The sequence below is a fragment of the Sphingomonas trueperi genome, assembly GCF_040545965.1.
In the GTDB taxonomy this organism is placed as follows: domain Bacteria; phylum Pseudomonadota; class Alphaproteobacteria; order Sphingomonadales; family Sphingomonadaceae; genus Sphingomonas; species Sphingomonas trueperi_C.
Genome location: NZ_JBEPMV010000008.1, coordinates 66,896 through 92,756 on the forward strand (window position 1 = coordinate 66,896; position 25,861 = coordinate 92,756).

The 25,861-nt window shown below is 62.5% G+C and carries 22 protein-coding genes and 1 pseudogene; 12 read left to right on the top strand and 11 right to left on the bottom strand.

Features of this window, described 5'->3' with window-relative positions:
- Positions 1 to 132 precede the first annotated feature (132 nt).
- Positions 133 to 531 carry a MarR family winged helix-turn-helix transcriptional regulator gene (locus ABIC35_RS19420; protein WP_121079791.1) on the top strand — a complete coding sequence of 133 codons (399 nt, stop codon included), beginning with the start codon at positions 133 to 135 and terminating at the stop codon, positions 529 to 531.
- Positions 532 to 1,062: 531 nt separating this feature from the next.
- Here the strand turns inward: ABIC35_RS19420 and ABIC35_RS19425 are convergent.
- Complete coding sequence (locus ABIC35_RS19425) at positions 1,063 to 1,395, bottom strand: hypothetical protein (protein ID WP_183049526.1); 333 nt, start codon at positions 1,393 to 1,395, stop codon at positions 1,063 to 1,065.
- Between the two features lie 19 nt (positions 1,396 to 1,414).
- Between ABIC35_RS19425 and ABIC35_RS19430 the strand changes: the two genes are divergently transcribed.
- The 6 genes from ABIC35_RS19430 (at position 1,415) to ABIC35_RS19455 (ending at position 8,382) form a co-directional block, all read left to right on the top strand.
- Positions 1,415 to 3,637 carry a TonB-dependent siderophore receptor gene (locus ABIC35_RS19430; RefSeq protein ID WP_354278562.1) on the top strand — a complete coding sequence of 741 codons (2,223 nt, stop codon included), beginning with the start codon at positions 1,415 to 1,417 and terminating at the stop codon, positions 3,635 to 3,637.
- Positions 3,638 to 3,675: 38 nt separating this feature from the next.
- Positions 3,676 to 3,939, top strand: coding sequence for a hypothetical protein (locus ABIC35_RS19435; protein ID WP_121079789.1), 264 nt, complete (start codon positions 3,676 to 3,678; stop codon positions 3,937 to 3,939).
- Positions 3,936 to 5,528: a PepSY-associated TM helix domain-containing protein gene (locus ABIC35_RS19440; protein WP_121079787.1), complete on the top strand. Its 1,593-nt coding sequence runs from the start codon at positions 3,936 to 3,938 to the stop codon at positions 5,526 to 5,528. Before ABIC35_RS19435 ends, ABIC35_RS19440 begins: the two co-directional genes overlap by 4 nt.
- Positions 5,525 to 5,821 (top strand): DUF3325 family protein, encoded by a 297-nt coding sequence (locus ABIC35_RS19445; protein ID WP_121079785.1) that lies wholly within the window; start codon positions 5,525 to 5,527, stop codon positions 5,819 to 5,821. The genes ABIC35_RS19440 and ABIC35_RS19445 overlap by 4 nt, the downstream gene beginning before the upstream one ends.
- Positions 5,821 to 6,456, top strand: coding sequence for a DUF4198 domain-containing protein (locus tag ABIC35_RS19450; protein ID WP_354278563.1), 636 nt, complete (start codon positions 5,821 to 5,823; stop codon positions 6,454 to 6,456). Before ABIC35_RS19445 ends, ABIC35_RS19450 begins: the two co-directional genes overlap by 1 nt.
- Before the next feature lie 1,296 nt (positions 6,457 to 7,752).
- Positions 7,753 to 8,382, top strand: coding sequence for a Crp/Fnr family transcriptional regulator (locus ABIC35_RS19455; RefSeq protein ID WP_121079955.1), 630 nt, complete (start codon positions 7,753 to 7,755; stop codon positions 8,380 to 8,382).
- A gap of 82 nt (positions 8,383 to 8,464) precedes the next feature.
- Here the strand turns inward: ABIC35_RS19455 and ABIC35_RS19460 are convergent.
- The 6 genes and pseudogenes from ABIC35_RS19460 to ABIC35_RS19485 form a co-directional block, all read right to left on the bottom strand.
- A pseudogene (locus tag ABIC35_RS19460) lies at positions 8,465 to 8,761 on the bottom strand (HU family DNA-binding protein); the annotation flags it as partial.
- A 166-nt stretch (positions 8,762 to 8,927) separates the two neighbouring features.
- Positions 8,928 to 10,889, bottom strand: a complete 1,962-nt coding sequence (locus tag ABIC35_RS19465) for a beta-N-acetylhexosaminidase family protein (RefSeq protein ID WP_121079781.1) — start codon at positions 10,887 to 10,889, stop codon at positions 8,928 to 8,930.
- A gap of 254 nt (positions 10,890 to 11,143) precedes the next feature.
- Positions 11,144 to 11,761, bottom strand: a complete 618-nt coding sequence (locus ABIC35_RS19470) for a trimeric intracellular cation channel family protein (RefSeq protein WP_121079779.1) — start codon at positions 11,759 to 11,761, stop codon at positions 11,144 to 11,146.
- A 468-nt stretch (positions 11,762 to 12,229) separates the two neighbouring features.
- A complete protein-coding gene (locus tag ABIC35_RS19475; protein ID WP_121079777.1) occupies positions 12,230 to 13,618 on the bottom strand; it encodes a methyl-accepting chemotaxis protein in 1,389 nt (462 codons plus the stop codon).
- Positions 13,619 to 14,081: 463 nt separating this feature from the next.
- Positions 14,082 to 14,480, bottom strand: a complete 399-nt coding sequence (locus tag ABIC35_RS19480; protein WP_121079775.1) for a VOC family protein — start codon at positions 14,478 to 14,480, stop codon at positions 14,082 to 14,084.
- Positions 14,481 to 14,762: 282 nt separating this feature from the next.
- The gene (locus tag ABIC35_RS19485; protein WP_121079773.1) at positions 14,763 to 15,173 is read right to left on the bottom strand and encodes a helix-turn-helix domain-containing protein; all 411 of its coding nucleotides are present in this window, start codon (positions 15,171 to 15,173) and stop codon (positions 14,763 to 14,765) included.
- 31 nt (positions 15,174 to 15,204) lie between these two features.
- Between ABIC35_RS19485 and ABIC35_RS19490 the strand changes: the two genes are divergently transcribed.
- Both ABIC35_RS19490 and ABIC35_RS19495 read left to right on the top strand, forming a co-directional pair.
- Entirely contained in the window at positions 15,205 to 16,101 is an 897-nt protein-coding gene (locus tag ABIC35_RS19490; protein ID WP_220667401.1) for a class I SAM-dependent methyltransferase, read from the top strand.
- A gap of 506 nt (positions 16,102 to 16,607) precedes the next feature.
- The gene (locus tag ABIC35_RS19495) at positions 16,608 to 17,729 is read left to right on the top strand and encodes a collagen-binding domain-containing protein (RefSeq protein ID WP_121079771.1); all 1,122 of its coding nucleotides are present in this window, start codon (positions 16,608 to 16,610) and stop codon (positions 17,727 to 17,729) included.
- Between the two features lie 1,122 nt (positions 17,730 to 18,851).
- Here ABIC35_RS19495 and ABIC35_RS19500 read toward each other — a convergent pair.
- From ABIC35_RS19500 to ABIC35_RS19510, 3 genes are read right to left on the bottom strand one after another with little or no spacing between them, the layout of a single operon-like run.
- Positions 18,852 to 20,261 carry an alginate export family protein gene (locus tag ABIC35_RS19500; RefSeq protein ID WP_121079769.1) on the bottom strand — a complete coding sequence of 470 codons (1,410 nt, stop codon included), beginning with the start codon at positions 20,259 to 20,261 and terminating at the stop codon, positions 18,852 to 18,854.
- Positions 20,258 to 21,268, bottom strand: a complete 1,011-nt coding sequence (locus ABIC35_RS19505) for an inorganic phosphate transporter (protein WP_121079767.1) — start codon at positions 21,266 to 21,268, stop codon at positions 20,258 to 20,260. The genes ABIC35_RS19500 and ABIC35_RS19505 overlap by 4 nt, the downstream gene beginning before the upstream one ends.
- Positions 21,269 to 21,278: 10 nt before the next feature.
- On the bottom strand, positions 21,279 to 21,914 hold the full coding sequence (locus ABIC35_RS19510; protein ID WP_121079765.1) for a DUF47 domain-containing protein: 636 nt from the start codon (positions 21,912 to 21,914) through the stop codon (positions 21,279 to 21,281).
- A 969-nt stretch (positions 21,915 to 22,883) separates the two neighbouring features.
- Between ABIC35_RS19510 and ABIC35_RS19515 the strand changes: the two genes are divergently transcribed.
- Positions 22,884 to 23,687: a histidine phosphatase family protein gene (locus tag ABIC35_RS19515; protein ID WP_436286792.1), complete on the top strand. Its 804-nt coding sequence runs from the start codon at positions 22,884 to 22,886 to the stop codon at positions 23,685 to 23,687.
- Entirely contained in the window at positions 23,684 to 24,559 is an 876-nt protein-coding gene (locus ABIC35_RS19520; RefSeq protein ID WP_121079758.1) for an NAD(P)H-hydrate dehydratase, read from the top strand. Before ABIC35_RS19515 ends, ABIC35_RS19520 begins: the two co-directional genes overlap by 4 nt.
- A 240-nt stretch (positions 24,560 to 24,799) precedes the next feature.
- Here ABIC35_RS19520 and ABIC35_RS19525 read toward each other — a convergent pair whose 3' ends face one another.
- Positions 24,800 to 25,150, bottom strand: coding sequence for a hypothetical protein (locus ABIC35_RS19525; protein ID WP_121079756.1), 351 nt, complete (start codon positions 25,148 to 25,150; stop codon positions 24,800 to 24,802).
- Between the two features lie 334 nt (positions 25,151 to 25,484).
- Between ABIC35_RS19525 and ABIC35_RS19530 the strand changes: the two genes are divergently transcribed.
- The gene (locus ABIC35_RS19530; RefSeq protein WP_121079754.1) at positions 25,485 to 25,850 is read left to right on the top strand and encodes a hypothetical protein; all 366 of its coding nucleotides are present in this window, start codon (positions 25,485 to 25,487) and stop codon (positions 25,848 to 25,850) included.
- Positions 25,851 to 25,861: the final 11 nt, after the last annotated feature.

Here is a 25,861-nt window from a genome sequence, read left to right on the forward strand (position 1 = left end):
ATGGTCGGCAAGACGTGGACCTGGAGCCACATGAGACGGAAGGGGAGATGACAAGAGAGGTTCCTGCTGGCAACGACGCGGCTGACAGATATATCGCACTACGATACGTTTCAACAAGCTGATGGAGTGCATGTGAAACCAGAGGAACTTAGTGACACAGACTTCCAGACGTTGGCGGGCTTCCGCCGTGCCTTGCGGGAGTTCACCCACTTCAGCGAGCGGGCCGCCGAGGCAGCTGGACTCACCCCGCAGCAGCACCAGGCACTCCTTGCGATCCGCGCTGAGCGGGGTCTGACGGTTGGCGAGCTCGCAGAAAGACTTCTCCTTCGCCCTCATAGCGTGAGCGGGTTGGCAGATAGGCTGGAACGACTAGAGCTAATTCAGCGCCGCCCTTCAGCAATCGATCGCCGCCGAACCGAGCTCGACCTGACCGAGGCGGGGAAGGCCACGCTGCAGTCGCTTTCCGAAGAGCACCGTGCGGAGCTTCGGCGGCTGCGACCCACTCTTTCGGCGCTGCTGGCTGAGCTTTGACGGTGCGCCGCCACCGCGGATCGTCTCCGCTTTGGCAGGAGGCGTTGAGGCGCACTCGGAGGCTCAATTCTCCTGCACATGCGTTTACGGCCTAGCAGCTCCGCCCAAGATTTGAGTCGTGGGAGAGATAGATGGAAGACACGTCCAGCCCACCCCTTTGCCGGTTTGAGGAACTGGCCCGGCGCGAAAATGCGATCCGCAGACGCGAGAGCGAAGTGGAGGGCTTAGCTCAGGAAGCGGCGGAACCCACTCCGGATAAAGCGCTAGGCGCATGTACGACAAACAGGTGATTTCGGACGGCCCCAGACAAGGCCAGCCCCACTGAGGGCGCTGGCCGAAGCGCCTTTCGCCTTCTGCAGCGATCGGCCGTTACGCTTGCCCGGCTGGCAGAGCTCGCCCGCAATCATGTGTCTCCCGACAGTAAGGCGAAGCCGCTTCCGATAAGCTCATTCCAAAGATAGCCGTGAACGTACGCTCGTGCAGAACCTGCCCGTGGGATGCGTCGGACCGGATCGAGGACAAGGCTGACGTTCAATATTGGGGCGGCGACAGACCAGCCTGACGAGAGCCGCCGTCCGGGCAGGAGATAGTATAAAGCTGCAGTGTCACCTCAAAACCAAAAGCCAACCCCACAGCTCGCGTCGAAAAGCTGACGGGCGCCAACCAAAGCTTTTTGAGCTTCAACACGCAGAGACTCTCGGTGAATCCACCGCGATTGAACACCGAAAAATGTAACAAATTGTTGCTAACCTTTCTTGCGAGTGACTCGCACTCGCATTGCGGATAAGTGCGCCGGAAGAGCGAAACAGGGGCGCGACGTACGATGCGGAGTATAAGAGGTTTATTGGCAAGTTTTGCGGTCATTGCGTTGCCGGGATCCGCAATGGCGGGGGATCGGACGCCGAATGACCCCGACGCACCTGCATCGGATCGGCGGGACGAAATCATTGTCGTCGGCAAAAGCTATGGCCAGGAAGTCGGCAAGACCATCACGCCGTTGAAGGATATTCCGAACACGATCACCATCATCGATCGTGCTCAGATCGAAGCCCAGAACCTGCAGAACCTGGAAGATGCGATGTCCGCGACCAACGGCATCACGGTAACCGGCGTGGGCAGCGAGGACCCCTCGTTCATGTCGCGCGGCTTTGCGATCAACAACTATTCCGTCGACGGGGTGTCGACGCTCGCGTTCAACTTCCCCTCAGTGGTGCCGGACCTGTTCTTTTACGATCGGCTTGAGGTGTTGCGCGGCCCGGCGGGTCTGTTCAGCGGATCGGGCAATCCGGCGGGCAGCATCAACCTGGTCCGCAAACGCCCGCTCGACACCTTCAAGGCGCAGGCGGTTGCCGGCTATGGCAGCTACAACAACGTCCGCGGCGAGTTGGATGTCTCGGCGCCGCTCGGGCGCGGGATAGCGGTGCGCGGCGGCGCGATGGTGCAGGATCAGGACCAGTTCTTCGATGTCGCCCATCGCTTTCGCCTGGCCGGCTTCGGCGTTCTTTCCGCCGAACTCGGGCCGAACACGACGCTGACCGTCGGCGGCAATTATGATCGCTATCAACCGGCGATCCAGTCCGGCCTGCCGGGCTATGCCGGCGGAGCGGACGGCAGCGAAGGGCGCCTGCTCGATGTCGATCGCTCGACCTATCTCGGCGCGGACTGGAACCGCTTCCGTTCGGACAGCTGGACTGCCTTCGCCGATCTGTCGCACAGGATCAGCGATCGCTGGATGCTGCGCGCAAGTGGTCTGTACAGCGATGTCGAGCGGATCGACGTCTACAGCTATATCGGCAGCCAAGCGATCACCACGCCCGCCAACACCAGCGGCACGCCCAACAACGGGCTGACCAACCACATCGCCTATCGCGGCGACAGCTTTGCCAAGACCACCGCGTTCGATTTCAACGGTATCGGCAGCTTCCCGCTGTTCGGCCGCGATCAGACGCTGATCTTGGGCGCCGATTATCAAGCGCAGGATTACGATAGCTACTACACGCGCCTCTCGAACTATGCGCGCATCAACGTGTTCGATCCGGTCTCGCCGGCCGAACCGCCGCTCAATCCCTACGGCCCTTCACCCCTCTATCCGGTGCAGGGATCGAATGCGAATTGCGTGGGCCTGACGATAGCCACCGCAACCTGCGTGGCGCAGGTCTATGGCGGCACAAGCACCCAGGTCGAGCAATATGGTCTGTACGGCCAGCTCCGCCTGTCCCCGATCGAAGGGGTGACGATCACCGGCGGCGGCCGCCTGACCTGGTGGGAGAGCAGCAATCAGGTGCTCCTGCCACGGCTCGGCAGCCGCACCAGCCAGGGCATTGAGGGGCGCTTCACTCCCTATGCCGGCATCGTGTGGGACGTGACCGACAACCTCAATTTCTATGCCAGCTATGCCGACAGCTTCTCGCCGCAGGCCCCGCCCAGCGGGCGCAGCAAGCCCGATGGGTCGGATGTGCTGCCGCTGCTCGGCAAGCAGTTCGAAGGCGGCGCCAAATTGTCGGTAATGAGCGACAGGCTGCTGCTCTCGCTGGCTGCCTACCAGATCGAGCAGACCAACCGACTTTTCAACGATCCCGACGACGCGACCGTCTACCTCCAAATCGGCAAGGTGCGGGCGCGCGGCGTGGAGGCAGAAATCGCCGGCGAAGTCCTGCCCGGATGGCGCCTAAACGGCGGTTACACCTATACCAAGACCAAGTATCTCGAGGATGCGAATACCGCATTCGAGGGCATTCCGCTCACGCCGATCACGCCGGCACACATGGTGAAGCTGTTCACCAACTACGCACCGGTCGGGGGGAAGCTGGGCGGAGTCAGCGTGGGCGGCGGGGTTACCTGGTTCGACGCGACATATGGCGGCGCTCCCTCCTACATCAACCCGGCGAATAACCAGCGCGTGCTCTCCACGATCGTCCGTCAGGGCAGCTATGCCGTGGTCGACCTTCGCGCCGGCTATAAACTCAACAAAAACGTGTCGCTGGCGGTGAACGTTAACAACCTGCTCGATCGCACCTATTATGCCCGCATCGCTGCGGCGGGCCGGGGCAACTATTACGGCAGCCCGCGAACGGTGTTCGCCACGCTGCGGTTCGCCATCCCGTGAGCCTGGGCTTCGCCTCTCCCTGGCGGCGGCGGGGGGACATGGTGCTGCGCGTGATTGCCGCGATCCCGCTCGGCTATGCGGTGGCGAGCCTCTGGGCGATCGCGCTTGCCCGGATCCTTCCGGGCACGCGATCGGAGGCGAGCGTCACTGCAACGCTGCTGGCGCTCGTCCTGTGCGCAGCGGCGGCGGTATGGGCGTTCGCCGCCCGTAGCGGTTGGCGGGCTTTGTGGACCCTGTGCCTCGTTGGCGCCGTTGCTTCGGCGATCGGCTGGGCTTCGATCAGCATGACGGGGCGACTATGAACAAGGGCTTCCGCCAGTCGCAGGCGTTTCTCCACACCTGGTCGGGCCTGTTGCTCGGGTGGGTATTGTTCCTGGTGTTCGTGGCCGGGACCATCGCCTTCTACCGAGAGGGGCTGAACCGGTGGATGCGGCCCGAGCTGGCCCGCATCGAGCAGCCGGCGCAGGTGCTGGCGGGCGCGCAGCGCTTCCTAGAGCACAAGGCGCCCGGCGCCAGAAGCTGGTTCATCGCCATGCCGGACCCGGCGGCACCCCGGGCCCAGCTATTCTGGGTGCCCCAGCCAAAAAGGGGCGAGCCGCCGCGGCGACGGGGCCGGCGCGAGAACCAGGCGCTGATCGGGGCGGACGGCGAACCCGCTGTCGCGCGCCAGACGCGGGGCGGGGAGTTCTTTTACCGCTTCCATTTCGATCTCCACTATATGCCGGTGGTCTGGGCGCGCTGGATCGTCGGTTTCGCGGCGATGATGATGCTGGTGGCGATCATCAGCGGCATCGTCACGCACAAGAAGATCTTCAAGGATTTCTTCACGTTGCGGCGTGGCAAGGGCCAGCGCTCCTGGCTCGATGGCCATAACGCCACGGCGGTGCTCGGCCTGCCATTCCACCTGATGATCACCTATACCGGCCTGGTCACGCTGATGGCGATGTTGATGCCCTGGGCGGTGGTCGCCAACTATGCCGACACCACGAAGTTCAGCGAGACGATCTTCCCCCAACCTGCCGAAACCCAGCCCGCTGCACGCCCCGCGCCGCTGGTAGATCTACGGATCATCGCGCGCGATGCGCAACGGCGGCTGGGGTCGCCGCTCGGCTATTTCGAAGTGCGCAATCCAGGGAATGCCGCCGCGCGCGTGCTCGTTAGTCAGCATCCGGGCTCGCTGCTTTCCGCGCGGACGCCGATGCTGGCCTATGACGGCAGCACGGGCCAGCGCGTCTGGCAATCGCCTGCGCCTGGTGCCGCAGCTGTGACGGCGGGGGCGATGGTCGGGCTGCACGCCGGCCGCTTTGCCGACGGCTGGCTGCGCTGGATCTATTTCCTGTGCGGTGTCGCGGGATCGGTGATGGTGGCTAGCGGCCTCGTCTTATGGACGGTCAAGCGGCGCGAGAAGCTGCCCGATCCGCAGCGCCCGCATTTTGGCTTTCGCATGGTTGAGCGGCTGAATGTGGCGACGATCGGCGGCTTTCCGCTCGGAATAGCCTGCATGTTCTGGGCGAACCGACTGCTGCCGGTGGGGATGCAGGCGAGGGCGGAGTGGGAAGTCCATTGCCTGTTCCTCGCCTGGGCGGCCGCCGCGCTGCTGGCCCTTCTGCGTCGGCCGCAACAGGTCTGGCCGGCGCTGTTCGCGGCAACCGGCGCGCTGCTGGCGCTTCTCCCGGCATATAACCTGCTCGCCACCCCGGCTGGGCTGCCTGCAACCCTCTCGCGCGGCGACGCGATGCTGGCCGGTATCGATCTGGCTATGCTCGCGTTCGGCGCAACATACCTCGCGCTTGGGATACGCGTTACGCGCCATCGCCCGATTGCCCGGCCCGCGTCCCGCGGACGTCGAGCCGCAACCTCGGCCGAGCCCGCACTGGAGCCCGCAGAATGAGCCTGTTCGCCTTGTTACTGTCCGTCGGCGGCTTTACGCTCCTCGCGCTGGCGACGCAGGAACATCACCAGCGTTTTCTGAGCGGGCGGGCTACGCCGGCACGACAACGGCGGCTGCGGGCGGCGGCATGGACCGCGTTGTCCGCAGCGTTGCCGCTCGCCTGCCTGAGCGGAGGCGCAGTTTTTGGGCCGGTGTTGTGGAGCGGCTCGGTGATGCTTGCCGCTGCGCTGGTGTTTCTCGCCGTGAATTTCTGGCCGCAACCAACATCTTCAGCACCTAAGGCAAGGGAGTGATGACCATGAAAATGGCTTTGACGGCCGTGCTGCTCGCGGCGATGGCCGGCGCCGCGCAGGCGCATGAAGTGTGGGTGGAGCGCGATGGCACCGGCCCGGTGCGGATCTATCTTGGCGAGCCGGCGGAAGCGGCACCGGAAGGCGGCGATCCCGAGTTCGCGAACTTGAAGGCGCCCCGGATCCTGAAGGTGAACCACCCCACTCTGGTCCGCAAGGCCGGGTACATCGAGGCGGTGGTACCAGCTGGCGACATTCGCGTCTGGGACAACGATGTGTTCAAGCCCTGGGGCGCCGACGGCGCCAAGGAAGGCGTGGTCTATTATGCCCGCGCCGGTCGAACCGAAGTCGCCACGCAACTCCCGTTCGAGATTGCGCCAGTCGCTTCCAACTCTAGCCGGTTCCAGCTCGTCCGTCATGGCAAGCCGGTTGCCGGCAGTAAAGTGATAGTGATCACCCCGGACAGGATATCCAAGGTGCTTGTCACCAATGCGCAAGGCGTGGTCGAAGTGCCGATTCAAGCGCGGGGTCGCTACATCCTGTCTGCAGCGGTCAAGGAGGATGGCGAAGCCGTACTGGCAGGCGGCGCTGTACGTACCGTCCATAATATGACGACCACCACCTTCAAGGTGCCATAACTTCGGCCAAGCTCCCACCCGCTCCGAGACATCGCATGCGGGTGGCGTGCACGGAGAAACGTGCGGCCACCGCGTTGGGCGAGATAGTGTTCGTCTATAGGTGTTGAAATCGACTCTACGAGAAGCGCCCCTTCCACAGGCAGTTTCACGGCTGCCCGCGGTCCGTTGACCGTGACTACATGGCGAGCCGATGCTGAGCTTGATGGCCAAATTACGGGGGACGCGAGCAATGCATAGCATCGGCCGGTCGCTAGGCTTGTGGACCAAGCCGACATCCAGCTTATCAGTTAGGTCGAGTGTCCGCTTGCGCATGAAGCCGCCGATTGAGAACTCTGTGGAGAACGGCAGAAAAGTATCAGCGGCAGCCCCTGCATGCGCAGGATGAGGGAAAGCCTAGTTGTCGTTACGAATGCACGACAAACAGGTGTTTTCGGTGCAGTAGATCGCGAATGTCTGCGCAGACTGTGCCTAGTCGCCCCATCAAGATATCGCCGCAACCATGGCACTTTCAGAACTGGTCGCCTCTCCTCGAGCGACAGAGGTGCCGTTTGGATGGGTGCCGTATGGTCCTCTTGGCGTAAGACCCCAAGCGGACCGGCCACGCAATCGGGCGGTGTTTTTATACCCCGTTTTCAGACACTAAATGAACCAGCGTGGGCCGATGCCCTGAGGGTATACCCAAAATGCACCCGTTGCCGATGATCAGCCTATTTCCTAGCCGCTGGCAGGGGAGGGGGGAGGCAAGCTGTTGCAGGCACGCTTCCTGCCGACCGAAGCTCTGTCGCACTTCCTGGACAAGGCGAATATGCCTTGGGCAACTGCTCGCGCTTCGCTCAACATCTAGGAGTGCTGGCCCTCAAGCAGAGCGCCCGTCGCATCCTGTTAACCATTCTCATCTAAGCCGATCCTTTTCCTAAGAAGCGGCACAGCGATGGACATCGTCGACCTCGATCACTTCGGTAAACGGCTTCCCACTTGGCTGTTCGCAGCGGCGAACGACAACGACGCGAGCTTTAAGGGGCGACCCAGCTGGCTTAGGTTAGTCTAAGCACATCAGCTACTGGCTGACCTGGCAAAGAATGTCGCGCCGGTGTGCACCTCTTGAAGTGCGCTCTGCACCTAGACACGCGCGGTCTCCTTGCGCAGTAGGATTTATGGAGGTTGGTGGGGCTTTGGTCCCTACGAAGATCGAGCAGGCATTTGGCGGTGGCATACCCGATCCACAGGTACAGGGCGTTAGCCGAACTGACTGACAAAGAGGAGCTTGCTCTCCGTGAGCTCGGGCCCATTGAGACCATGAGGCGACGCGGAGAAACCTTCCAGCGAGAAGGGGACCAACTCAGTGGCTTCCATCTCCACAATGCCGGGTGGATATCGTCCTCGATCGTGCTCCGCAGCGGCAAGAGGCTAATCCAGAAAGTGCATCTGCCAGGGGACATCTTGGGGACTCCAAGTATGGCCCTCCAGTCAGCCGCAGACACCTTGACGTGTATCACGGACGCGGTGACCGCGTTCGTGCCCTACGCTCGATTCCGCGACCTCTACACGCGTGCCCCTCGCGTCGCCGCCCTGTTCACCATGGCGGTTCAGATCGAGCGGTTAAGTCTCATGGACATGCTCGCGGCAGTCGGCCACGCATCAGCAAGGGCGCGCTTGAGCAGGGTTCTACTGGACCTTCGCGCAAGGCTTTCACCGCTCGGGCTGGTGGAGCATGACGCCTTCGACCTGCCGCTTACGCAAGAAATGCTGGGCGACCTTCTCGGGCTGACATCGGTGCATGTAAACCGGACGATCCGAGACATGGAGCGGGAGGGGCTGATTGCTCGCAGCGATCACAGGATCAAGTTGGCGGACGTGCCGAAGCTCCAGTCTTTATCGCCTTTGCCGCTCCGACGGCTAGCATTCGAGCCGGCCTGGTTGCCGTGAGCGATCTGATCGCTGCCCGGCCTAACGATCAGCGATGACTGCGGCCGAGGGCAGGCAGGATCAGCAAGCTCGCCGGAAGCGATTACGCGTTCAGCCGCTGCCTTATGTCCTTACCGGGCTTGAAGTACGGCACGCTCGTCGGCCGCACCGCGATGGATGCTCCCGTACGCGGATTTCTCCCGATCCGGGCATCTCGGCTACGAGCAGAGAAGGCGCCGAAGCCTCGCAGTTCCACACGACCGCCACGGTGAAGCTGGCCCACGATCTCATCGAAGAAGACAGATACGATGTGCTCTACCTCCGCGACCGAGAGACTCACGTTCTCCTGAAGCAGACAGCTAACCAACTCTGAACGTACCATTCTTTCCTCCCGAACAAGGTCGGCGTACGCGGCCTAGATGGCAACTTTATGAGAATGCCACTAGGTAAGAGTACAGCTACCCCTTCCCGCCGGGCAAGGGCAGCAGGCAGCTGCGCGCCCACTTTCGGCCATCAAAAGGCGTTGGGCGCTCCGCAAAATCGGACCTTGCGAGAGGCTGGTTCGCTCAGCGCTCAGTAGGAACTGCCCGTTCCCAGCTGATGAGGGTCGGAGCATCCTTGATGAAGCGATCGAGCACGCCATCAGCGATCTTGATCGGACCGCTGAAGCGGGTGGCACCTGGTATGCTCTGCACCGCTGCCGCTTGCCCAGCAAGCGCCTTCGCCTGAGCAAAATAGCGTCCGGCTGCTTCGCTTTGCTGGTCAGCTGCCCGCAGCCCTGCGGCGGTCTGCTGAAGCGCCCGTCCCCAGAGCTGCAAGGCGTCGAGCCAAGGGCGCGACTGCTCGACAAAGCTGGGATCAACGGTGCCGGCACGAATAAGGTCTGATGCACCCGCAAGGGCGTCTGCCTGCCTTGCTAAGCTTGCGAGCGCTGCCTGGCGCCCTAAGGCATCGCCTTCGGAGATCGTCTCGCGTACGCCGTCGAGCAGCGTGCGCATTTGCGGCGCCTGTTCCTGCCAGGCTTGCGTCCCAAACGTCGGAGCAAGGTGCTGGGTGTCGAATAAGCTGAGCAGCGCCTCGGTCGCCTGGGCATCGCCTCCGGCCAGATCACGGGCGGCAGCGTGCCAGGTGCGCTGAGCATCGTAGCCTTTGTCATTCCAGGCGAACGCGACGACTCCCGCCACCGCGACGCGGCTAGGTGCCTCCTGGTTCATCGGATTGGAAAGTACCCCGGTCAGCTCGCCCGAAAGCCCGGGCTCGCGCTGCACATAAGGCGCCATAAGCAGTCGACCGGTCGTCTGGGCGTAATCATTGACCGGATAATTGTCCCAAAGCAGAGTTTTACGGCCGAATGCCTTGGTTGCTGCCTTGGCATCCGGCACCGAGATTGCAGGCGGCACCACATCGGTGCCGGTCCATTGCACAACCACTCTCGGATCTAGGTGTTTGCGAAGCGCCGCCTTGTAAGGGCTCTCCTTCGCGTCAAAATATTCGGTCGGCACCACAATTAGCGGGCGCGCTGTGCGGTCTTTCGCGACGAGGTCGGCTTGCACCACGTTCAAAAGCTGCGACTGAGCAACACCGGCCGCTTCAGCGCTCGAAGGCCCGAACGCCGTAGCGTCGCGGTCGCAGTTCCACTTCTTGTACTCGATGTCGTCCAGCGCGACGTAAAAGTCGCGAATGCCAATAGCGCGCAACGCGTCGAACTTGCGCTCGAGCGCCTGTGCGTCGGCCGGGTCGGAGAAGCACACCGTTGGCCCGGGCGAGATCGCATACACGAAGTCGACATGATTGCGCCGAGCTGTCGTTGCCAGCGTGCTTAGGGCCTTTAGCGTTTCAGCGGGGTAGGGATCCCGCCACCGGGCCCGAGCATAGGGATCGTCCTTGGGGCTGTACACGTACGTGTTCGCCTTCATGGTCCCTAGGAAGTCGAGGTGTTTGGTGCGATCGGCCATCGTCCAAGGCGCGCCGTAGAAGCCTTCAATGGTACCGCGGACCGGCATAGAGGGATGATCTTGCAAAACGAGTGCCGGTATGGTGCCTCGCTGCGCGAGCTGCCGGAAGGTTTGAGCCGCATGGAACAGGCCGTCGCTGTCGCGCCCAGCGAGCGTTATCAGGCCGCCCGCGCCCTGCGCTCGCACCACGATGGTGTATCCTTCCGCGTTTGCATCAAGTGTGACGCCGCTGGGGCCCAGCGCCTCGCGGACAGCTCCGCTGTCGCCTACGCTCAGCAAAAGATGTGGACGATCCAAATTCGCGGGCACCCGACGCGCCATTTGGACAGTGCGAACGCCCGCGTTGGCGAGTGTCGCTCTCACGACCTGCACGATCCCCGGCTCGACGCCTGACCCGACGACGAGCACGACTTCGCTCCCTAACGTCACACGGCCTTGCTCCAGCGCGATCGAAACGGGGGCGGGGAAGATGGCAGGAAGAACCGTTGGTTCTGCCAGAGCGTTGGGTGAGGCGAGCGCAGTGGCTACCAGCAACAGAGCCGATGCCGTGAGTTCAACCTTAGGCGCTGCCATTTCTATCTCCGGTATCGTATTGGTATTAGATTGACGTACGTTGCAGTTTCTCCCGTTACAAGTCCTCAGTCATGTCCGAATTGCATCAGGCTTCCTGATGCGGATCTCACCCACATAGCGCGAGGTACGGACCATCATGCAGAAGCGCGCCCACTTCAGGACGTTCAGGAGGCTGATTGTCCTCCGCAAAAGCGGATGCGGCAGTGCCGAACTCACCGGCCCCTGCGGGTGGCAAAATGTGGTGGGAAACTGCGCTAGCTGCCTCGATGAGGTGGCAAGCTGATTGTCCACCTTATCGCCGCGCCCCGAAGCGCGAATCCGAGTGTGGTGGCGAGGGCTGCAGGCCACGGCGCGGGCATGCCTAAGACCGACAGCGCCACGAAAAGTCCCGCGCCACTCAAAGCTGCGGTGACGTACAGCTCGTGGCGCATGAGGACAGAAGGCACGCCAGCGGTGATGTCACGAATGATACCACCAACACAGCCTGTGATTACTCCGGCGGCCACGGCGGGAGCTGGATTGATGCCGTAGGCCAACGCTTTCCCCGCTCCATATACCGCGTAAGCCGCAAGCCCGACTGCATCTAGCCATTCTAACCCGCGTTCAGGCCACCAGCGCAGCGGAACCAACCAAGCCGCTACCCCGACGGCCACACAGAGGAGAACAGGTGCAGGCTCGTGCATCCAAAAGATGGGGGCTCCGATAAGTACATCGCGCAGCGTGCCTCCGCCCGTCGCGGTGATCAGGGCGAAGAAACAAGCCCCTACAAAGTCCAAACGTTTGCGGGCTCCGGCAAGCGCCCCAGAGGCGGCAAAGACGGATAGGCCAGCCATGTCGAGCCAAGGAAGCAGCGAGTAGAACGGTGCACTCATAGTAAGCGTCTAGCTTCCAGTCTTATCAGCGTCACGTCCGCTTGTGGGATACCGGCCGCGGGCTTAACGGCAGGGGCACTGGGCAGCTCGGCGCCCACTTCCGGCCGTTAGAAGGTGCTCGACGGCTTCCCAGAAGCGGACATGGCCCGATCCTGATTCGCAGTAGGTCCCGACGCACCGGCAGGGGAGGAGGCCACCCAGCTGCGCACCTGCTCTCAGACGGCCACGCAAGGCGGCTGATCAACCCACAAGAGGACCCGGGCGAACGGCACGCAGATCCACCTCGCCAAGGACCGGTAGTGGGGCGGCAGCGGACCGGCAGCTCCTGCCTCCGAAGCGGAAAGGCGGCCCTTGATACTTTTCTCCTAGGCCGATGTAGAGTTCCGAAAAGACCGACTGACAACGAGGTGTTCGCGCCGCTCGTCGTAGGAGGTGCGTCAAGAGCTCAAAGCTGCGTCTTTTTTGCGTTTAGAATGATGCCCAATCGTCGAATGCCGGGCTTCGTTTCAGCGCTGAGACCGCCGCTGCCGGTAGTGGCTTAACGGGTCCGCCGACTTTGGCCTTGTTAGGTCTGACGATCGACGAGCGCGGACCGGTGCCGACTTGAAACTGTGCGGCTCGTTCTGCAAGCGCGGCAACCTCGCCGGTCAGATTGCGAGCTGCCGCAGAAGTCTGCTCCACCATCGCAGCGTTCTGCTGTGTAGACCGATCCATTGTTCCTATCGCGATTGAAATCTCGCTGATGGCAATCGACTGCGCCTGGTTGTCGGCTGCCATCATCCCCAAAAGCTGATGGACTTCACCGACATCGCCGGAGATGTCGGCGAGAGCATGGTCCACCTTCTGGACCATTCCCACCGCGGCAACGATGTCGGTCTGGGTTGCGGTGAGCTGGTCGCGAGCTCGCGCCGCTTCTTCTTCGGAGCGCATGGCGAGCGCGGACACAAGATCCGCAACAACTGCGAAGCCTCGGCCCGCCTCGCCGGCGCGCCCCGCCTCGACGGCGGCGTTCATTGCGAGAACGCGGGTTTGGAAAGCGATTTTATCGAGGCCCTCGATGACGCTGTCGATGCCCTTGGCACCATCGGCGACCCGACTCATTGCCCGCACGGCTTCTTCGGCAATCGAGCGGCCGCCGCAGACTGTCGACATCGCCCCATCCGCGCGCTCGACGGTACGTCCTGCGGACGCCGCCGTGGCCTTCAGACGCGCGTCCATCTGGGTGACCGCGGCGGTCGTCTCCTCAAGGCTTGCGGCATTCGCTTCGGTGCGTCGCGCCAGGTCTTCGGAGGCTTGCGCAATCTCATTCGAGCCGGTCTGGATCGTCGTGGAGGTCTCCATCACGGAGCCTACAAGCTGACGCAGGGAGGCGAGCGCGGTGTTGAAGTTGGTGCGGAGCTCTGCACGGCTGGCTGGGAAATCATCACCGATTTCAGCAGTGAGGTCGCCCTGGGTGAGACGGTCAAGGCTTGCGCTGAGGCTGCTTACAGCGACTTGCTGTTCTTCCGCGCGCCGCTTCTGCTCGATAGCGGCATCGCGGAAGGCGTGCATCGCCGTCGTCATCCGCCCGACGCAATCTTTGTAATCCGTGTACTCAATTGGGCTGGTGAGGTCGCCTGCGGCGAGACCTTCCATCCGCACAACGGTCGATACATACGGATCAGCGATGGCACTACTGTAGCGGCGCATTTGAATCTGGACGCCAAATATCAACAACACAATTATCGGCGCGGCTACGGTAGTTGGAAGGAATAGCGCGGTTAGTGCAATCACTACCATCGCCGCGAGCAGCACATTGCGTGCGATCTGGAGCTTGAGGCGGATGGGGGCGGTGGCCCGAAACCAATCGATATTCATGCTACCTCTCAATGGACAGCTAGCGAGAAGCTCCCGAATTGAGGGAACCGCTCCGATTACTCACGGGGGCAGAGCCCTTACCCCGTAACTAGGGGACATACCGCGGAAACATTTACTCGATTCGAAGGGCTCGATATGCACTTCTACGTAGGAAAAGCGGGAGCAGCTTGCCGAACGAAAGGGAGCCCGCATTCCCAGCTTATCAAGCTCCATTTACTCTTGCAGCGCCAGCTGCAGCAAACACGCGCTCGGAGGCTGCCCGCCTAATTACCGCTCCTGGCCGCAGGATGTGTCGATCACCAGATCCGCGTCGGCTTTTGGCGATTAGCGGCCTGACGCGGGGGCAGGACGCCAGGCAGGTAAGCGCCCAGTTTCGGACATTCAGGAGGCCAATCGACCTTCCCGAAAGCGGACGCAAACGGCTCGCATTGAACACCCGCGGCTGGCGGCTGGAAGTAGGTGGTTAGCTGCCGTTGAACGCGAGCTGGATTAAGTCCCAACGATTGCCGTACACGTCTTCGAACACTGCCACCGTACCGTAGGGCTCGTGGCGAGACGCCTCGGTGAAGCGGACACCCCGCTGCGTGAAGGCGAAATGGTCTCGTTCGAAGTCGTCCGTCTCGAGGAACAGGAACACTCGCCCGCCGCTCTGATCGCCAACTGCTTCGCGCTGCCGCTCGTTCGCCGCCTGTGCGAGTAGGAGGCCCGCCTCTGCACCTAGCGGCGCTACAACAACCCATCGTTTTTCGTCTGTCAGTCGCGTGTCCTGACGCACTTCGAAGCCGAGCTGGTCGACATAAAAGGATATCGCTCGATCATAGTCGTCGACGAGGAGGGTAGTGAGGCTCAATCTCTGCGACATCGCCTTATCATGGCGGAACCTGCGCGAGTCGCCAACGACCGCATTTGGGCGAGACCGGTCAAAGAGGGGAAGGGCAGGGAGCAGGCAGCTCGGCGCCCACTTTCGGCCATTCAGCGCGGCGATTGATCTTCCCAGAAGCGGACGCAAATGACCGACGCTCAGATCCGCGCTTCAGCAGACTGGAACTGGGACAAAGCCGTCATCAGAGGCAGGCAGTTCGAATGACGGCTTCCGGCAGAAGCAGAAGCTCGCGAAGGTGCGCGCCACATTGATCCTGCCGAGCTATTGCCTGTGACCACGGCAGCAACCCAGGGCGGCTCCTTGCAGGCTGCGAAAGGTAGGACATTCGGCATGGCTCGGCGCTGGGCAACGCGCTGCGCTTCGAAGACCGTCGCGAAGCGTCTCCAACTTCCTGATAGTGCGATCGATCTCGTCCGCCTTCGCCGCGAGTAGCCCACGATCGATCCGAATTTCGCCGTCGGGGCTCAGCATCCCGCCAATCTCGCTCAGCGACAAGCCGGCGGACCGGCCCAGGGCGATCAGCGACAGCCGGTCGATCACGTCGGCGGCGAATGTACGCCGCAGCCCCCGGCGGCCAAGTGACTCAATCAATCCCTGTTGTTCGTAATAGCGCAAGGTCGAGGCCGGGAGGCCGGAACGGCGCGCGACCTCAGCAATATCGATCAATCCCATCCTTGACCTCAAGCTGACTTGAAGTGGCACCGTGCAGCGAATCATCAACCGTATCAAGGATAAGCCAGTGAACCACGACCACGATCAGGACAGCGGCGGGCTTCGCTGGAACAAGCAGCGTGGAAACGTCTGGGTGGACCTTCAGCCGATGCTCGATCGGCTGTTCCTGCCGTTCGAGCGGATGCTGGTCGATATCGTGACGACCGAGCCTGCAAAGGCGGTGCTCGATATAGGCTGCGGCACCGGAGCCATTACGCTGGCACTGGCTGACAGGCTGGGGCAGTCGGCGCATTGCACTGCCGTCGATGTGTCGGAGGCGATGCTGGACCATGCGCGCCAGCGCGCCCTTGCGACAGGCGCGCATAACGTGCGCTTCATCGCTGGAGATGCGCAGCGCCATCGGTTCTCACCCGGTACATTCGACGCCGTGGTGTCGCGCTTCGGGGTCATGTTCTTCGACGATCCTGTCGCCGCCTTCGCGAATATCGGCGCCGCAGTGCGCACCGGCGGCACGATGACCTGCGTGGTATGGCGGGGCCGCGAGGAAAACCCCTTCATGACGGCGGCGGAACGCGCGGCGGGGCCGCTGCTCGGGTGGGAGGATGCGCCCGAGGCCAAGCCCGAAGCACCAGGCCAGTTCGCCTTCGCCAGTGCCACCCACGTTTTTCGTATCCTGGGCGCTGCGGGGTGGCGCGATGTCGATATCACGCCCGCAGACGTGGCATGCAGCCTGACGGCAGGCGATCTTATTACCTACAGTCGGCGAATGGGGCGCGTTGGCGCGATCCTGCCCCACCTAGACGATGCGCTCCGTGAAGACGTTATCGCGAAGCTCGACGCGGCGTTTGCCGACTTTATCGTCGAAGGCCATGCGGCATTTAACGCCGCGTGCTGGATCATCCGGGCAAAGGCCGGCTTGTCAGAGTAGCCCTTGAAAGTAACCTTGCTGTCGGAGGAGCAGGTGTCTGGCGAACGGCGCGTTTTGGAACACGCCGCCGCTCCGTGCCCGTTCCTTCAACGGCGCATTTTGGTCGTGAGCGGCCGCAGTTGAAGGCAGGGCGGAAGGGCAGGGGCGCCAGGCAGCAGCGCGCCCAACTTCAGACCTTGCACGGGTCGCTCGGCTTGCCCGAAAGCGGACGCAAAAGAGCGAGCAGCCGGCGCTAGGGAGTGAATGGCGAGTTGATCTTCCACCACATCGCGCGCGCAAACCGCCCATATCCGATAGACGCTGCCGGCTAGGGGCGGCGGAGGGCGCTGACGGAGTGTTTTCGCGCACGCGCATCCGGCCAGCATCATTGTGCCTGTGCCGAAACGAGAATCTTCGCTGATGATGAGATCTGTCCGTCGTCCCGCGAATCTTTTAGCTGCGCAAGTGAACTAGCTGCCGCGTGAGATCCTCCGAAGGAGCCACTCGGCCATTCCAGGGGAGGCTAAATGCGGATTATCTCCATCGCAGCGATCGCCGCTGCACTCGTGTCAACACCGGCGGTCGCCGCAGCGGACCCGGCCGCTGGCCTCCAGGCACTGCGCGAACTCAACCTCGTGGTGTTCGACACGCTGACCACCAATGGTCAGGAGGTTGAAGGCCGCAGCTTCGTCGGAACGCTGGCATCTGCAAACTTTACCAATTTTGGCATCGGCAACAGCAGCCAAGGCGCCGCTCCCTCGTCATTCGACGTGCTGAGCGTGGTGGGTAACGCCACGGGCCCGTTCCGCCTAAAGGCTGGGTATCAGAATGGCGCCAACGGCATCGTCGGCACCACGGCGCGCATCGGCGGCAATGTTGGCGAGATGGATTTTAACACGACGGGCGGCGTGAACGGCGCTCTAGTCGCGGGCGGTAATCTGACGTCTTCGTTCAACGTCAACAATAACAGCGTGCGCTATGGCGGCACCGCCGTGGGCGGCCTGAACGGAGCCGTGAAGGACGCCAGCCTCGCAGCTGGCGGCGCGAATGACGTCGCGGCTGCTCTGCAGGTGCAGATGGGCTCGCTACAGGCGAACCTAACCGGGCTGTCGAACCTGCTGGCGGCAATGCCGTCGCTCGCCACAATAACCTCGACGGCGACTGCGCTCGACTATTCGGGCGCGACCAAGGGCTTCGCGGTGTTCACGATGACGGAGGCAGCGTTCGAAAACCAGAACGCCAATTTCGACACGCTGTTCAGCGGCATGCCAAGCGGCGTGACGACAATCATTAACGTACTGGGCGCCGATCTTGTGGAGCAAGGCAACCTGAACAGCAAGCTGCTCAACCAAGCGGTCATCTGGAATTTCAACGAAGCCCAGAGCCTGTCGCTGAAGGGGTTCCACGGGAGCGTGCTGGCGCCGAACGCAAGCGTGTCTAACAGCAGTGCGTTGGAAGGCAGCATCGTCGCCCGCAACTTCACCCTCAATGGCGAGATTCATCTGGGGACCTACAATGGTAGCGGCAGCTTCCTCACCCCGCCGTCGGGGGTGCCTGAGCCGGGCACTTGGGCTATGCTCCTGACCGGGATGGGAGCACTGGGTCTCGCCGCTCGTCGGCGTCGCGATCGGCAGGCCGTCGCAGCCTAGCCAACTTATTCGTGAACGTCGCTTCCGCATCATCAGATCAGGTGATGTACTGAGGTGTTCCCCATGATCTGTGAGCTATCATCACAAACTTCCGAGCGGTAAGATCTCGGGTCGCAGGGCCAGCCTCAGTTTACAGGGGCTGGCCTTTCCCATGAGAAGGCATCCTCCGGGGCCCGGACGTTACGAGAGGCAGGCAGCTGCGCGCCCAATTCCCGCCGTTAGCAGGTGCTTGAGGACTTCCCAGAAGCTGACATTACGGGGGTTTGATTCGCAATAGGTCCCGCCCCTCGCAAGCAGGGCATCTGCGCAGCTACTTTCAAGCGCCAGCGACGCAATTGATCAACCCGGAGGCCGACTCGGACGAGTGGCACTCACGTCTGCACTGCCGGGGACTGGGAGTGGGACGAGGCGTGTGTTCCAGACCGGACTTACGAACGGTGAGTTCTATCAGAGCGGGACACCGGCCTTCCTCAGCGACCCCCCTAAAAGCGGACGCAAAGTAACAGGCGGCCGATACGCGCTGCTCGCGATGGGGGGGGGAAGTCCGCCGTCGAATCTGGATAGGGCAAGGGAGCGAGGCGGCTCCGAGTCAAGACTGAGGTCGTCGAACCCTCTCGTCGCGGCGAGTACCAAAAGAGCGATGATTGACTGTGAGGATCTACCGCTTGGGGAGCGCCGGAGCGCCAATCCTGAGCGTCGAACGGTTCCAGCCTCTCTGCAAACGCCTACTTGGGGCTGGCAGCAGTACCACAAGACGCCGAGCTACATTTCGCTCGCTTCAACCGCTATGAGAAGCGACGTCGGACGGAGGTGCGGCTGCCCCTCCTCCCAAGCGCGGAAACGTGGGCAAAGTTTTCAAGGGGACGGTTGCGCTTGCAAAAGGTGGACGCTCGATACGAGGCGGCGGTGCTTCCTGAAAAGGCAAGCACCGGGTCATGGGGCATTTTCGATTTCAAGGAGAAGCGCTTTGTAGATGTGGTCTACGGCTCAGAGAGGGAAGCTCGAGAAGCCTGCCATATCCTTTCGAAACTCGAAGCAACCCAATCTCGCAAGCCCAGGCCGGTCATTTGCTACACGTGCTTCCTCGTTGGTGAAGGAGGCAAAAGCCGGCCCTTTGACGCATTAGAATGTCACTTGGATATTCGCTTCCAGGAAGCGCACGGTGCCCGAGCCATTGGCTGTTGCCGTAGAGGCGTTCTTCATGAACTCTCCCATCGCGAGCAGCGCGAAGTTAGACTCCAGGCGGACGTGCTCGGGTATGAGCCAGTAACGAACCCGACCTTCCACTTGGTGACCGGCGAAGCTGCCCGAATGCCCGCTGGCATCGACGATGCCGGCGAAGCGATCGTAGCGCGAGGCGAGCCAGATCGGACGGTAGTCCAGAAGCCCCTCAAAGCGCTTGCCCGGTTTTACCTCGGCACGGACGCCGGGGGCGCTGATATTCTCCCGCGCCACCATGGCGTAGCTGCCGGACGGGCCGAGATCGTCGCGGCGGCTCCCAAACAGCGTGTCGAACCTGCCGAAGCTGCCTCCCGGCCGGTCGCCGCTGGCATAATCGTAGAACAGCCCCAGGCGCAGCTTGAGCGGGGTGTCGAAGCTGTAGCCGACAGCGCCATGGGCGAAGTCGGCGGAGACGCGGGCGGGGGACTTCCCGGGTTCCGTGCCCGAACTTGCCCGCCCGAACTGATAGACCGCCTCGACATCGTAATCGACTGTGCCCGGCCTGGCTTCCCGCGCCAGGCGCATGTCGAGATAGTGAAGTCGGCGGTCGGCGGTGGGATGGCCCGGCGTGTCACGCTCGAACAGCCGATAATAAGCGAGTTCGCCGGTCGCGCCGCCAAGCAGTTTTTTGCGCTGCGCGTGTAGACCGAACAGCACGCGGTCGAGGGTCTCGCGATCCAAGACGACCTTGTTGCGGCGCAAGTCGTCGGCGTCGCTCGGCAGATGCTCCTGGGGCAGCACGTAGAAGAAGGCGAATTCGGTATCGGCATCGGGCTCGAGATCGACGCGCAGGCCGGTGAAGCCGTTCACCGTGTTGCGATATTCATCGGTGGCGATCAGCCGGCCGGACCCCAGATTGAGCAAGAAGCGACCCGCCTCGGCGGCGATCTTGCCGCCTGGGCCCAGCGCGCCATCGAGCTTAAGCTTCACGTAGAGCTGGGGCAGTTCGACTGCGTTGATGTCGTCGCGACCGATATAGCTGCGCCGGTCGAGACCATAGGCGCGGCTGTCGATCAGCTCGCCGCCGATCGCCAGTGGGCCGGGTCCATATTCGATCGCTAGGCCGGTGCGCAGCAGGAACGCGTCCTCGGAGGTCGCGTAGCCGGGTCGCGGCCGGCCGCTCACCGTCTCGTACCGGGCGCGGCTGGCAAGCGAGAGGATGAGCCCGGTCTCGTCCTGCTTGGGCGCCGTTTCCTCCTTGCCGGGCTTTTCCGTGGAGGAAGCAGGCGACGCCGGCGGCGATTGGGCCCAGGCGCTGGCTGGCAGCAGCGTGCCGCTCAGCGCGAGGAGCGCCGTGCGTAGGCGGGTCATCCCGTCACCAGATGCGTGAGCCAGTAAACCAGCGCCGCCACGCCAGCAGCGGCCGGCAGAGTCAGCACCCAAGCGAACACCATCTCGCCGGCGATGGGCCAGCGCACCGCCGAGCTGCTCTTCATCGTGCCCACGCCCGCGATCGCACCGGCAATGGTGTGGGTGGTCGAGATCGGCGTGCCGAAGCCGATCGCTGCGAAGATCGTCAGCGCCCCGCCCAGCTCGGCGGAGAAGCCCTGGAACGGCTTTAGCGACGTGATCCGCATGCCCATCGTTCGGATGATCCGCCAGCCGCCGATCATCGTGCCCAGCGCCATCGCGGCGTGGCAGGCGAGCACCACCCAGAGCGGCACGTGGAAGCCGCCCTTCAGATAGCCCTGGGTGAACAGCAACGCGGCAATGATCCCCATCGTCTTCTGCGCGTCGTTGCCGCCATGGCCGAGCGAGTAGAGCGACGCCGAGCAGAATTGCAGCACGCGGAAGCCGCGATCGACCTTGTAGGGGTTGAACCTGCGCACGACCCAGGTGGTGAGCGCGGTCAGCAGCACGGCCAGCGCGAAGCCGACCAACGGGGAGAGGATGATCGCCACCACCGTCTTGAGCACGCCGCCCCAGACGATCGCCGCGGTTCCGCCCTTGGCAAGCCCCGCGCCGACCATGCCGCCGACCAGCGCGTGCGACGAGCTGGAAGGCATCGCCCACCACCAGGTGATCGCATCCCATACGATCGCGCCGACCAGCGCGCCGAACAGGACCGTCACGTCAATCGCCTTTTCGGAAACGATGCCGGTGCCCATCGTCTTGGCCACCGCCAGCCCGAAGACCAGGAAGGCGACGAAGTTGAAGAACGCTGCCCACACCACCGCCGCGCGCGGCGACAGCACGTTGGTGGACACGATGGTGGCGATCGAGTTGGCCGCGTCGTGCAGCCCGTTCATCATGTCGAATAGGAGGGCAATCGCGATCAGCGCGATCAGCAGGGCGAAGGGGAGCTGTCCGGCATCCATTTGTCCGCTCTCAGACGTAATCGAGTACGAGGTCGTCGATCCGATCGGCGACCGCGTCCAGACGCTCGGCGACCAGCGTTACGCGTTCCAGCAGGCGTACGCCGGCCAGCATCGCAACGGGATCGCTGCCGCCGTCAAACAGCTGCATCATCGCAGCGTCGCGCTGTTCGACCAGATCAGCATGGCCGTCGCCGATACGTTGGCAGATCTGGTGCAGTTGTTCCGTGTTCCGATCCAAGCCCTCCAGCAACGGGATTGCTGTACGAACATCGCTGGCCAGCGCTACGATGCGCGCACCGAAGGGGGGCAGCACGGCGGCCACGCCGTCTAGCCGGGGCGAGCGACGGGCGGTAGCGGCGCCCATCATCGCCTTCAGTGACGCCTGCATCGCGACCGTCATTTCCTTGATGTCGGCACGATCGAACGGCACCACGAACGAGGCGCGCAGGCGCTCCAGCACCTGGCGGCTAATCTTGTCGCCCTCCTCAATCGTCCGATCAAGCTGATCGAACGGAGCTGAAGCGCCTGGATCGCGGAGGATCTCTTGCAATTGCGTGGCACCGCGCTGGATTAGATCGCTGTGACTATCGAAAAGTGGGAAGAACTTCTCTTCACGCGGCAAGATGGATCGGAGCCAATTTGTCATGAGAACTTTCGACGCCCCCAGGCAGCCAGCCACTACGGCGCGCTGTGCCTACGCGAAAAGGCACTTCATGCGTTAAGGTTCCCCAACATTATTCTAACATATCGTCATAATATTGTAACAACACCCCGTACCTCCTCCGGCAGTGCGCAATGACAACATGATTAGTTCACTTCAGCTTCGGCAGGTCACTCGGTCGTAATCGGCCTCTGGCAGCTGCGCGCCCAAAGTCGGACATTCAGGGGGCCGATCGGCCCTCCTGAAAGCGGACGCAAACGGCGGGCCCTCAATCCTCGCGGCTGCCGGCTGGAAGTGGGTGCTATCCGCCTATTGAGCCAAGCGCCGCATCTGTTTTAGCAGCTTCCGCGCGGCCCGGCTGCTGCGCCTGGAGGCGGATACCTCCGCAGGAGGTGCTACCCGGAACCGATAGACCCCCACTTTTTCGAACTGAAGCGCACACGGCGCGGCGATGAGCCTGCGTAGTCCCGATCCTGCGGGGACGCTGATGAAGTAGCCAGGTTCGTCTAGCTCCTCGAGCTTGTACTGAAGGGTGGCTGCCGCCCTTGAGGCAAGGCGAAAAAGGAGCTGGGGCGTACCAACAAACTCCTCCTCCATGAGCCTCACCCGCGCCGGTGGAAGGGATGTTTCGCGCGTCGACCCTGACGAAGGCTCAAGCGCGATTCCGCCAAAGAAATCTATTGATCCGTGCTGAAGGTTGCCCCCGTCAAACATCTGTTCTCTCTCCTGTGCCTTCATTCTCCTCGCCGGTGGCACAGCTAGCAAGCTGCTCGTTGCTTAGGTCAGCACCGAACGTCCCCCTCCGGTACAGTGTACAGGCAGCTGGGCGCCCAAAGTCGGACCTTCAGCAAGCCGATCGACCTTCCCAAAAGCGGACGGGAGTAGACGGTGTCCAAACGTCCCTGTCCGTCTCGGGTCTGGTCACTTTCCTGCATGTCAGCCTCTGGCGATGCTATGCAAGGAGGAACGAGCGCGCCCGGTCCGCATTTACTGGAAATGACCTCAGCTACTTCCCGCTGGCCGTCTCGTCTTTGGCTAGTCAGGCACGGACAAAGTGCCGGTAACGTCGCGCGAGACGCGGCCCATAGCGCCGGAGCGGCGCGGATCGCGCTCGATCAGCGAGACGTAGACGTAAAGCTGTCTGCGCTAGGTGAGCGACAGTCGCGCGCTCTGGGGCGATGGTTCTCGGCAGGAGAGGGGCACGGCGTCCCGGATGCGATCCTCTGCAGCCCGTACGCCCGCGCGCACGCGACTGCGACGCTATTCCGAGGGGCGGGCGGGGCTGCGGTTGAGACAAAGCTCTGCATCGATGAGAGGCTGCGCGAGAAGGAGTTCGGCATTCTCGACGGGCTCACAACCGCGGGCATCGCAACGCTGGCTCCCGAACAAGCCGAGTTTCGGCGGCTGCTCGGCAAATTCTATCATCGCCCGCCGGGCGGCGAGAGCTGGTGTGATGTAATCTTACGTTTGCGGTCCTTGCTCGACACTGTTTCGCTGCACTATGCCGGGAAGCAGGTGATGATCGTCGGGCACCAGGTGGTGGTGCTCTGCATGCGCTATATTCTCGAAGGACTTAGCGAGGCAGAGATCCTCGCAGTCGATAAGGAGGGAGACGTCGCCAACTGTTCGGTCACCGAATATGTCTGTGACGACAAGGGTCTTGAACTGGTACGCTACAACGTCACCGCGCCGATGGAAGATGGTGCGGGCACGACTGTAACGGCAGCTCCCGACGCTATGGTCGGGGCTCGCGGATGAAACCGCTTGATCGCGCTTGGCTAGCTGCCAACCCGCTGCCCCCTTGCGAGACAGCCACAGACAAGAATGCGCGCGGACGGGTACTAATCGCGGGTGGATCCGAGCGGGTGCCCGGCGCACTTCGGCTGACAGCCGAGGCCGCGCTGCGCGCTGGCGCCGGCAAGGTTCAACTCGCTACGGTGGAACGCGCAGCCCTTGCGCTGGGGCTTGCAATGCCTGAAGCAGCGGTCTTCGAGCTGCCGGCGAATGGCGCGGGCGAGCTAGGCGCCGCAGCTGGAGGCCAGCTCGTCGGACTTCTGGGACGATGCGACACGCTGATCCTCGGTCCAGGCACTGGTAAAGAAGCCGATGCAGGAGCGTTACTGGATGCAGTGCTCGCTGCGAAGGAGCCTCCGCCAACGCTGCTGCTGGACGCGGCCACGCTCGGAGTCGCGGCAGATCGTCACCAGGCGATCAAGACGCACGTGGGTCGCACCGTGTTAACGCCACATCCGGGCGAGATGGCAGGACTGATGCACGAAGATCCAGATCGGATTGCCCGTTCTCCTGTCGACGTCGTAAAGGCGGCCGCGCGCCGGTTCGGCGCGGTCGTGGCGCTGAAGGGGGCCGACACCCATGTTGCGACTCCCGAAGGGATGGTCCTTCGCTATCCGGGCGGCGGCCCCGGCTTGGCGACAGGTGGTTCCGGCGACGTTCTGGCAGGCATCATTGGTGGGTTGCTAGCGCGCGGCGTGGACCCGCTTGTTGCTGCGTCTTGGGGGGTATGGCTGCATGGTGAGGCGGGGCGTCGCCTGGCCGACCGGATCGGGCCGATTGGCTTCCTTAGTCGCGAACTTCCCGGAGAGATCCCTAGGTTGATGGCCGAGGCCTAGTTCCTTCACATCCCGCGACGGGGCGGCCGTATCGCGCCCAAAAGTAGCCTTTCAGGGGGCTTGGTGATTCGCCTAAAAGCGGACTTTCCTTGCGGAGCGGTGTAGCGCCGGCAGGATTTCTTTGTCTCAATGAAGCAGCCAAAAAAAGGCCGAGTATCGATCGACGTTTCAATCCTTCGAAGTTGGCTCAGCCGAACTGGCGAGAGGCTGGCGCCGCTGGCGTTAGCTCAATTGCCCTTATCAGGGCTGAAGACGATCCCTGAAGCGCACGACTGTCTCCTCCGCGTTGCGCTCGAGGTTGCTCATATATTCAGTCCAGGCCTCCCCGACTTGTTTATCGGCAGCTCGCTCAGCATTATGAACCGACATGCCTTGCTTAACCAAGTCATTGACAAGGTCATCACGAACTGACGCCTTCAGTCCGGGTTCTTTATCTTTGCAGCTTTTCATGGCAGCGTGTGCAACAGTCTCAGCCGAGTCCGCAGCCTTGTAGAGTTTCTCCACCTGGTGAACGACACACGTCACGTAATCGGCGACGACGGGGTTCTCGTCTTCCTGAACCTGAAGGAGAAAGAAGGCAGCGATAAGCATGTAAACGGTCTAGCAGGCAGCGTTCCGTTCGCAAGACGCGGAATGAATTTGTCTTGGACATCGGCGAGCTGAGCGAGCGAGGCGCAGAGCTTGGCGCTCCTTCGCAGCTGCGCACCCATTTGGCCGTTCAAAAGGCCCAGTAAACTGCCCAGAACCGGCCATTCTTATCATGTACGCGCTTCCTTAAAGGAGCATCCGCCAGCCCCCCCCCCTTAAGGCGTTGCCCAAGTCCGCCTCAAAGGGCGCTCAGCGGCCAGCGGGCGACATCCGTCCAGTCTAGCTATATGAGCACGAGCGGGTATAGCGGCCGCGACGATCCGGATTGGGGAAAACGATGTACAGCCTACCACTCATCCTCGCGGCAGCCGTGTCCCTGGCGAGCGGCTCAGTTGGACAAGCAGGCGCCGTGATCCCAGCCAAGTTCCGAGGTGAGTGGGCTCGCACACTGGGAGACTGTAACCTGCGCGGAGGCGAAAATAGCGCGGGCTTTACCGTCACAGCCAAGACCATTGTCTACTACGAAGATCACGAAGAGGTGAAGCAGGTTCGGATGACCGGCCCCAACAGCCTTGCATACACGAGCAAGTATATCTCCACCGATGGCGAGGAGCCCTCCAAGGGTCTCCTGCGCCTTTCTGCGGATGGCGGCCGGATGTTGGGGGCCGATCGTACGACGGATCTCGTCCGCTGCGTCAAGTAACCGCGTTAAGG

What these genes read in the sequence shown, in the direction of transcription:
- ABIC35_RS19425 (WP_183049526.1), bottom strand. Translation starts at nt 1,395, where the DNA reads ATGACCGCAAAACTTGCCAATAAACCTCTTATACTCCGCATCGTACGT.
- ABIC35_RS19430 (WP_354278562.1), top strand. Translation starts at nt 1,415, where the DNA reads ATGGCGGGGGATCGGACGCCGAATGACCCCGACGCACCTGCATCGGAT.
- ABIC35_RS19435 (WP_121079789.1), top strand. Translation starts at nt 3,676, where the DNA reads ATGGTGCTGCGCGTGATTGCCGCGATCCCGCTCGGCTATGCGGTGGCG.
- ABIC35_RS19440 (WP_121079787.1), top strand. Translation starts at nt 3,936, where the DNA reads ATGAACAAGGGCTTCCGCCAGTCGCAGGCGTTTCTCCACACCTGGTCG.
- ABIC35_RS19445 (WP_121079785.1), top strand. Translation starts at nt 5,525, where the DNA reads ATGAGCCTGTTCGCCTTGTTACTGTCCGTCGGCGGCTTTACGCTCCTC.
- ABIC35_RS19450 (WP_354278563.1), top strand. Translation starts at nt 5,821, where the DNA reads ATGACCATGAAAATGGCTTTGACGGCCGTGCTGCTCGCGGCGATGGCC.
- ABIC35_RS19455 (WP_121079955.1), top strand. Translation starts at nt 7,753, where the DNA reads ATGAGGCGACGCGGAGAAACCTTCCAGCGAGAAGGGGACCAACTCAGT.
- ABIC35_RS19465 (WP_121079781.1), bottom strand. Translation starts at nt 10,889, where the DNA reads ATGGCAGCGCCTAAGGTTGAACTCACGGCATCGGCTCTGTTGCTGGTA.
- ABIC35_RS19470 (WP_121079779.1), bottom strand. Translation starts at nt 11,761, where the DNA reads ATGAGTGCACCGTTCTACTCGCTGCTTCCTTGGCTCGACATGGCTGGC.
- ABIC35_RS19475 (WP_121079777.1), bottom strand. Translation starts at nt 13,618, where the DNA reads ATGAATATCGATTGGTTTCGGGCCACCGCCCCCATCCGCCTCAAGCTC.
- ABIC35_RS19480 (WP_121079775.1), bottom strand. Translation starts at nt 14,480, where the DNA reads ATGTCGCAGAGATTGAGCCTCACTACCCTCCTCGTCGACGACTATGAT.
- ABIC35_RS19485 (WP_121079773.1), bottom strand. Translation starts at nt 15,173, where the DNA reads ATGGGATTGATCGATATTGCTGAGGTCGCGCGCCGTTCCGGCCTCCCG.
- ABIC35_RS19495 (WP_121079771.1), top strand. Translation starts at nt 16,608, where the DNA reads ATGCGGATTATCTCCATCGCAGCGATCGCCGCTGCACTCGTGTCAACA.
- ABIC35_RS19500 (WP_121079769.1), bottom strand. Translation starts at nt 20,261, where the DNA reads ATGACCCGCCTACGCACGGCGCTCCTCGCGCTGAGCGGCACGCTGCTG.
- ABIC35_RS19505 (WP_121079767.1), bottom strand. Translation starts at nt 21,268, where the DNA reads ATGGATGCCGGACAGCTCCCCTTCGCCCTGCTGATCGCGCTGATCGCG.
- ABIC35_RS19510 (WP_121079765.1), bottom strand. Translation starts at nt 21,914, where the DNA reads ATGACAAATTGGCTCCGATCCATCTTGCCGCGTGAAGAGAAGTTCTTC.
- ABIC35_RS19515 (WP_436286792.1), top strand. Translation starts at nt 22,884, where the DNA reads ATGCAAGGAGGAACGAGCGCGCCCGGTCCGCATTTACTGGAAATGACC.
- ABIC35_RS19520 (WP_121079758.1), top strand. Translation starts at nt 23,684, where the DNA reads ATGAAACCGCTTGATCGCGCTTGGCTAGCTGCCAACCCGCTGCCCCCT.
- ABIC35_RS19525 (WP_121079756.1), bottom strand. Translation starts at nt 25,150, where the DNA reads ATGCTTATCGCTGCCTTCTTTCTCCTTCAGGTTCAGGAAGACGAGAAC.
- ABIC35_RS19530 (WP_121079754.1), top strand. Translation starts at nt 25,485, where the DNA reads ATGTACAGCCTACCACTCATCCTCGCGGCAGCCGTGTCCCTGGCGAGC.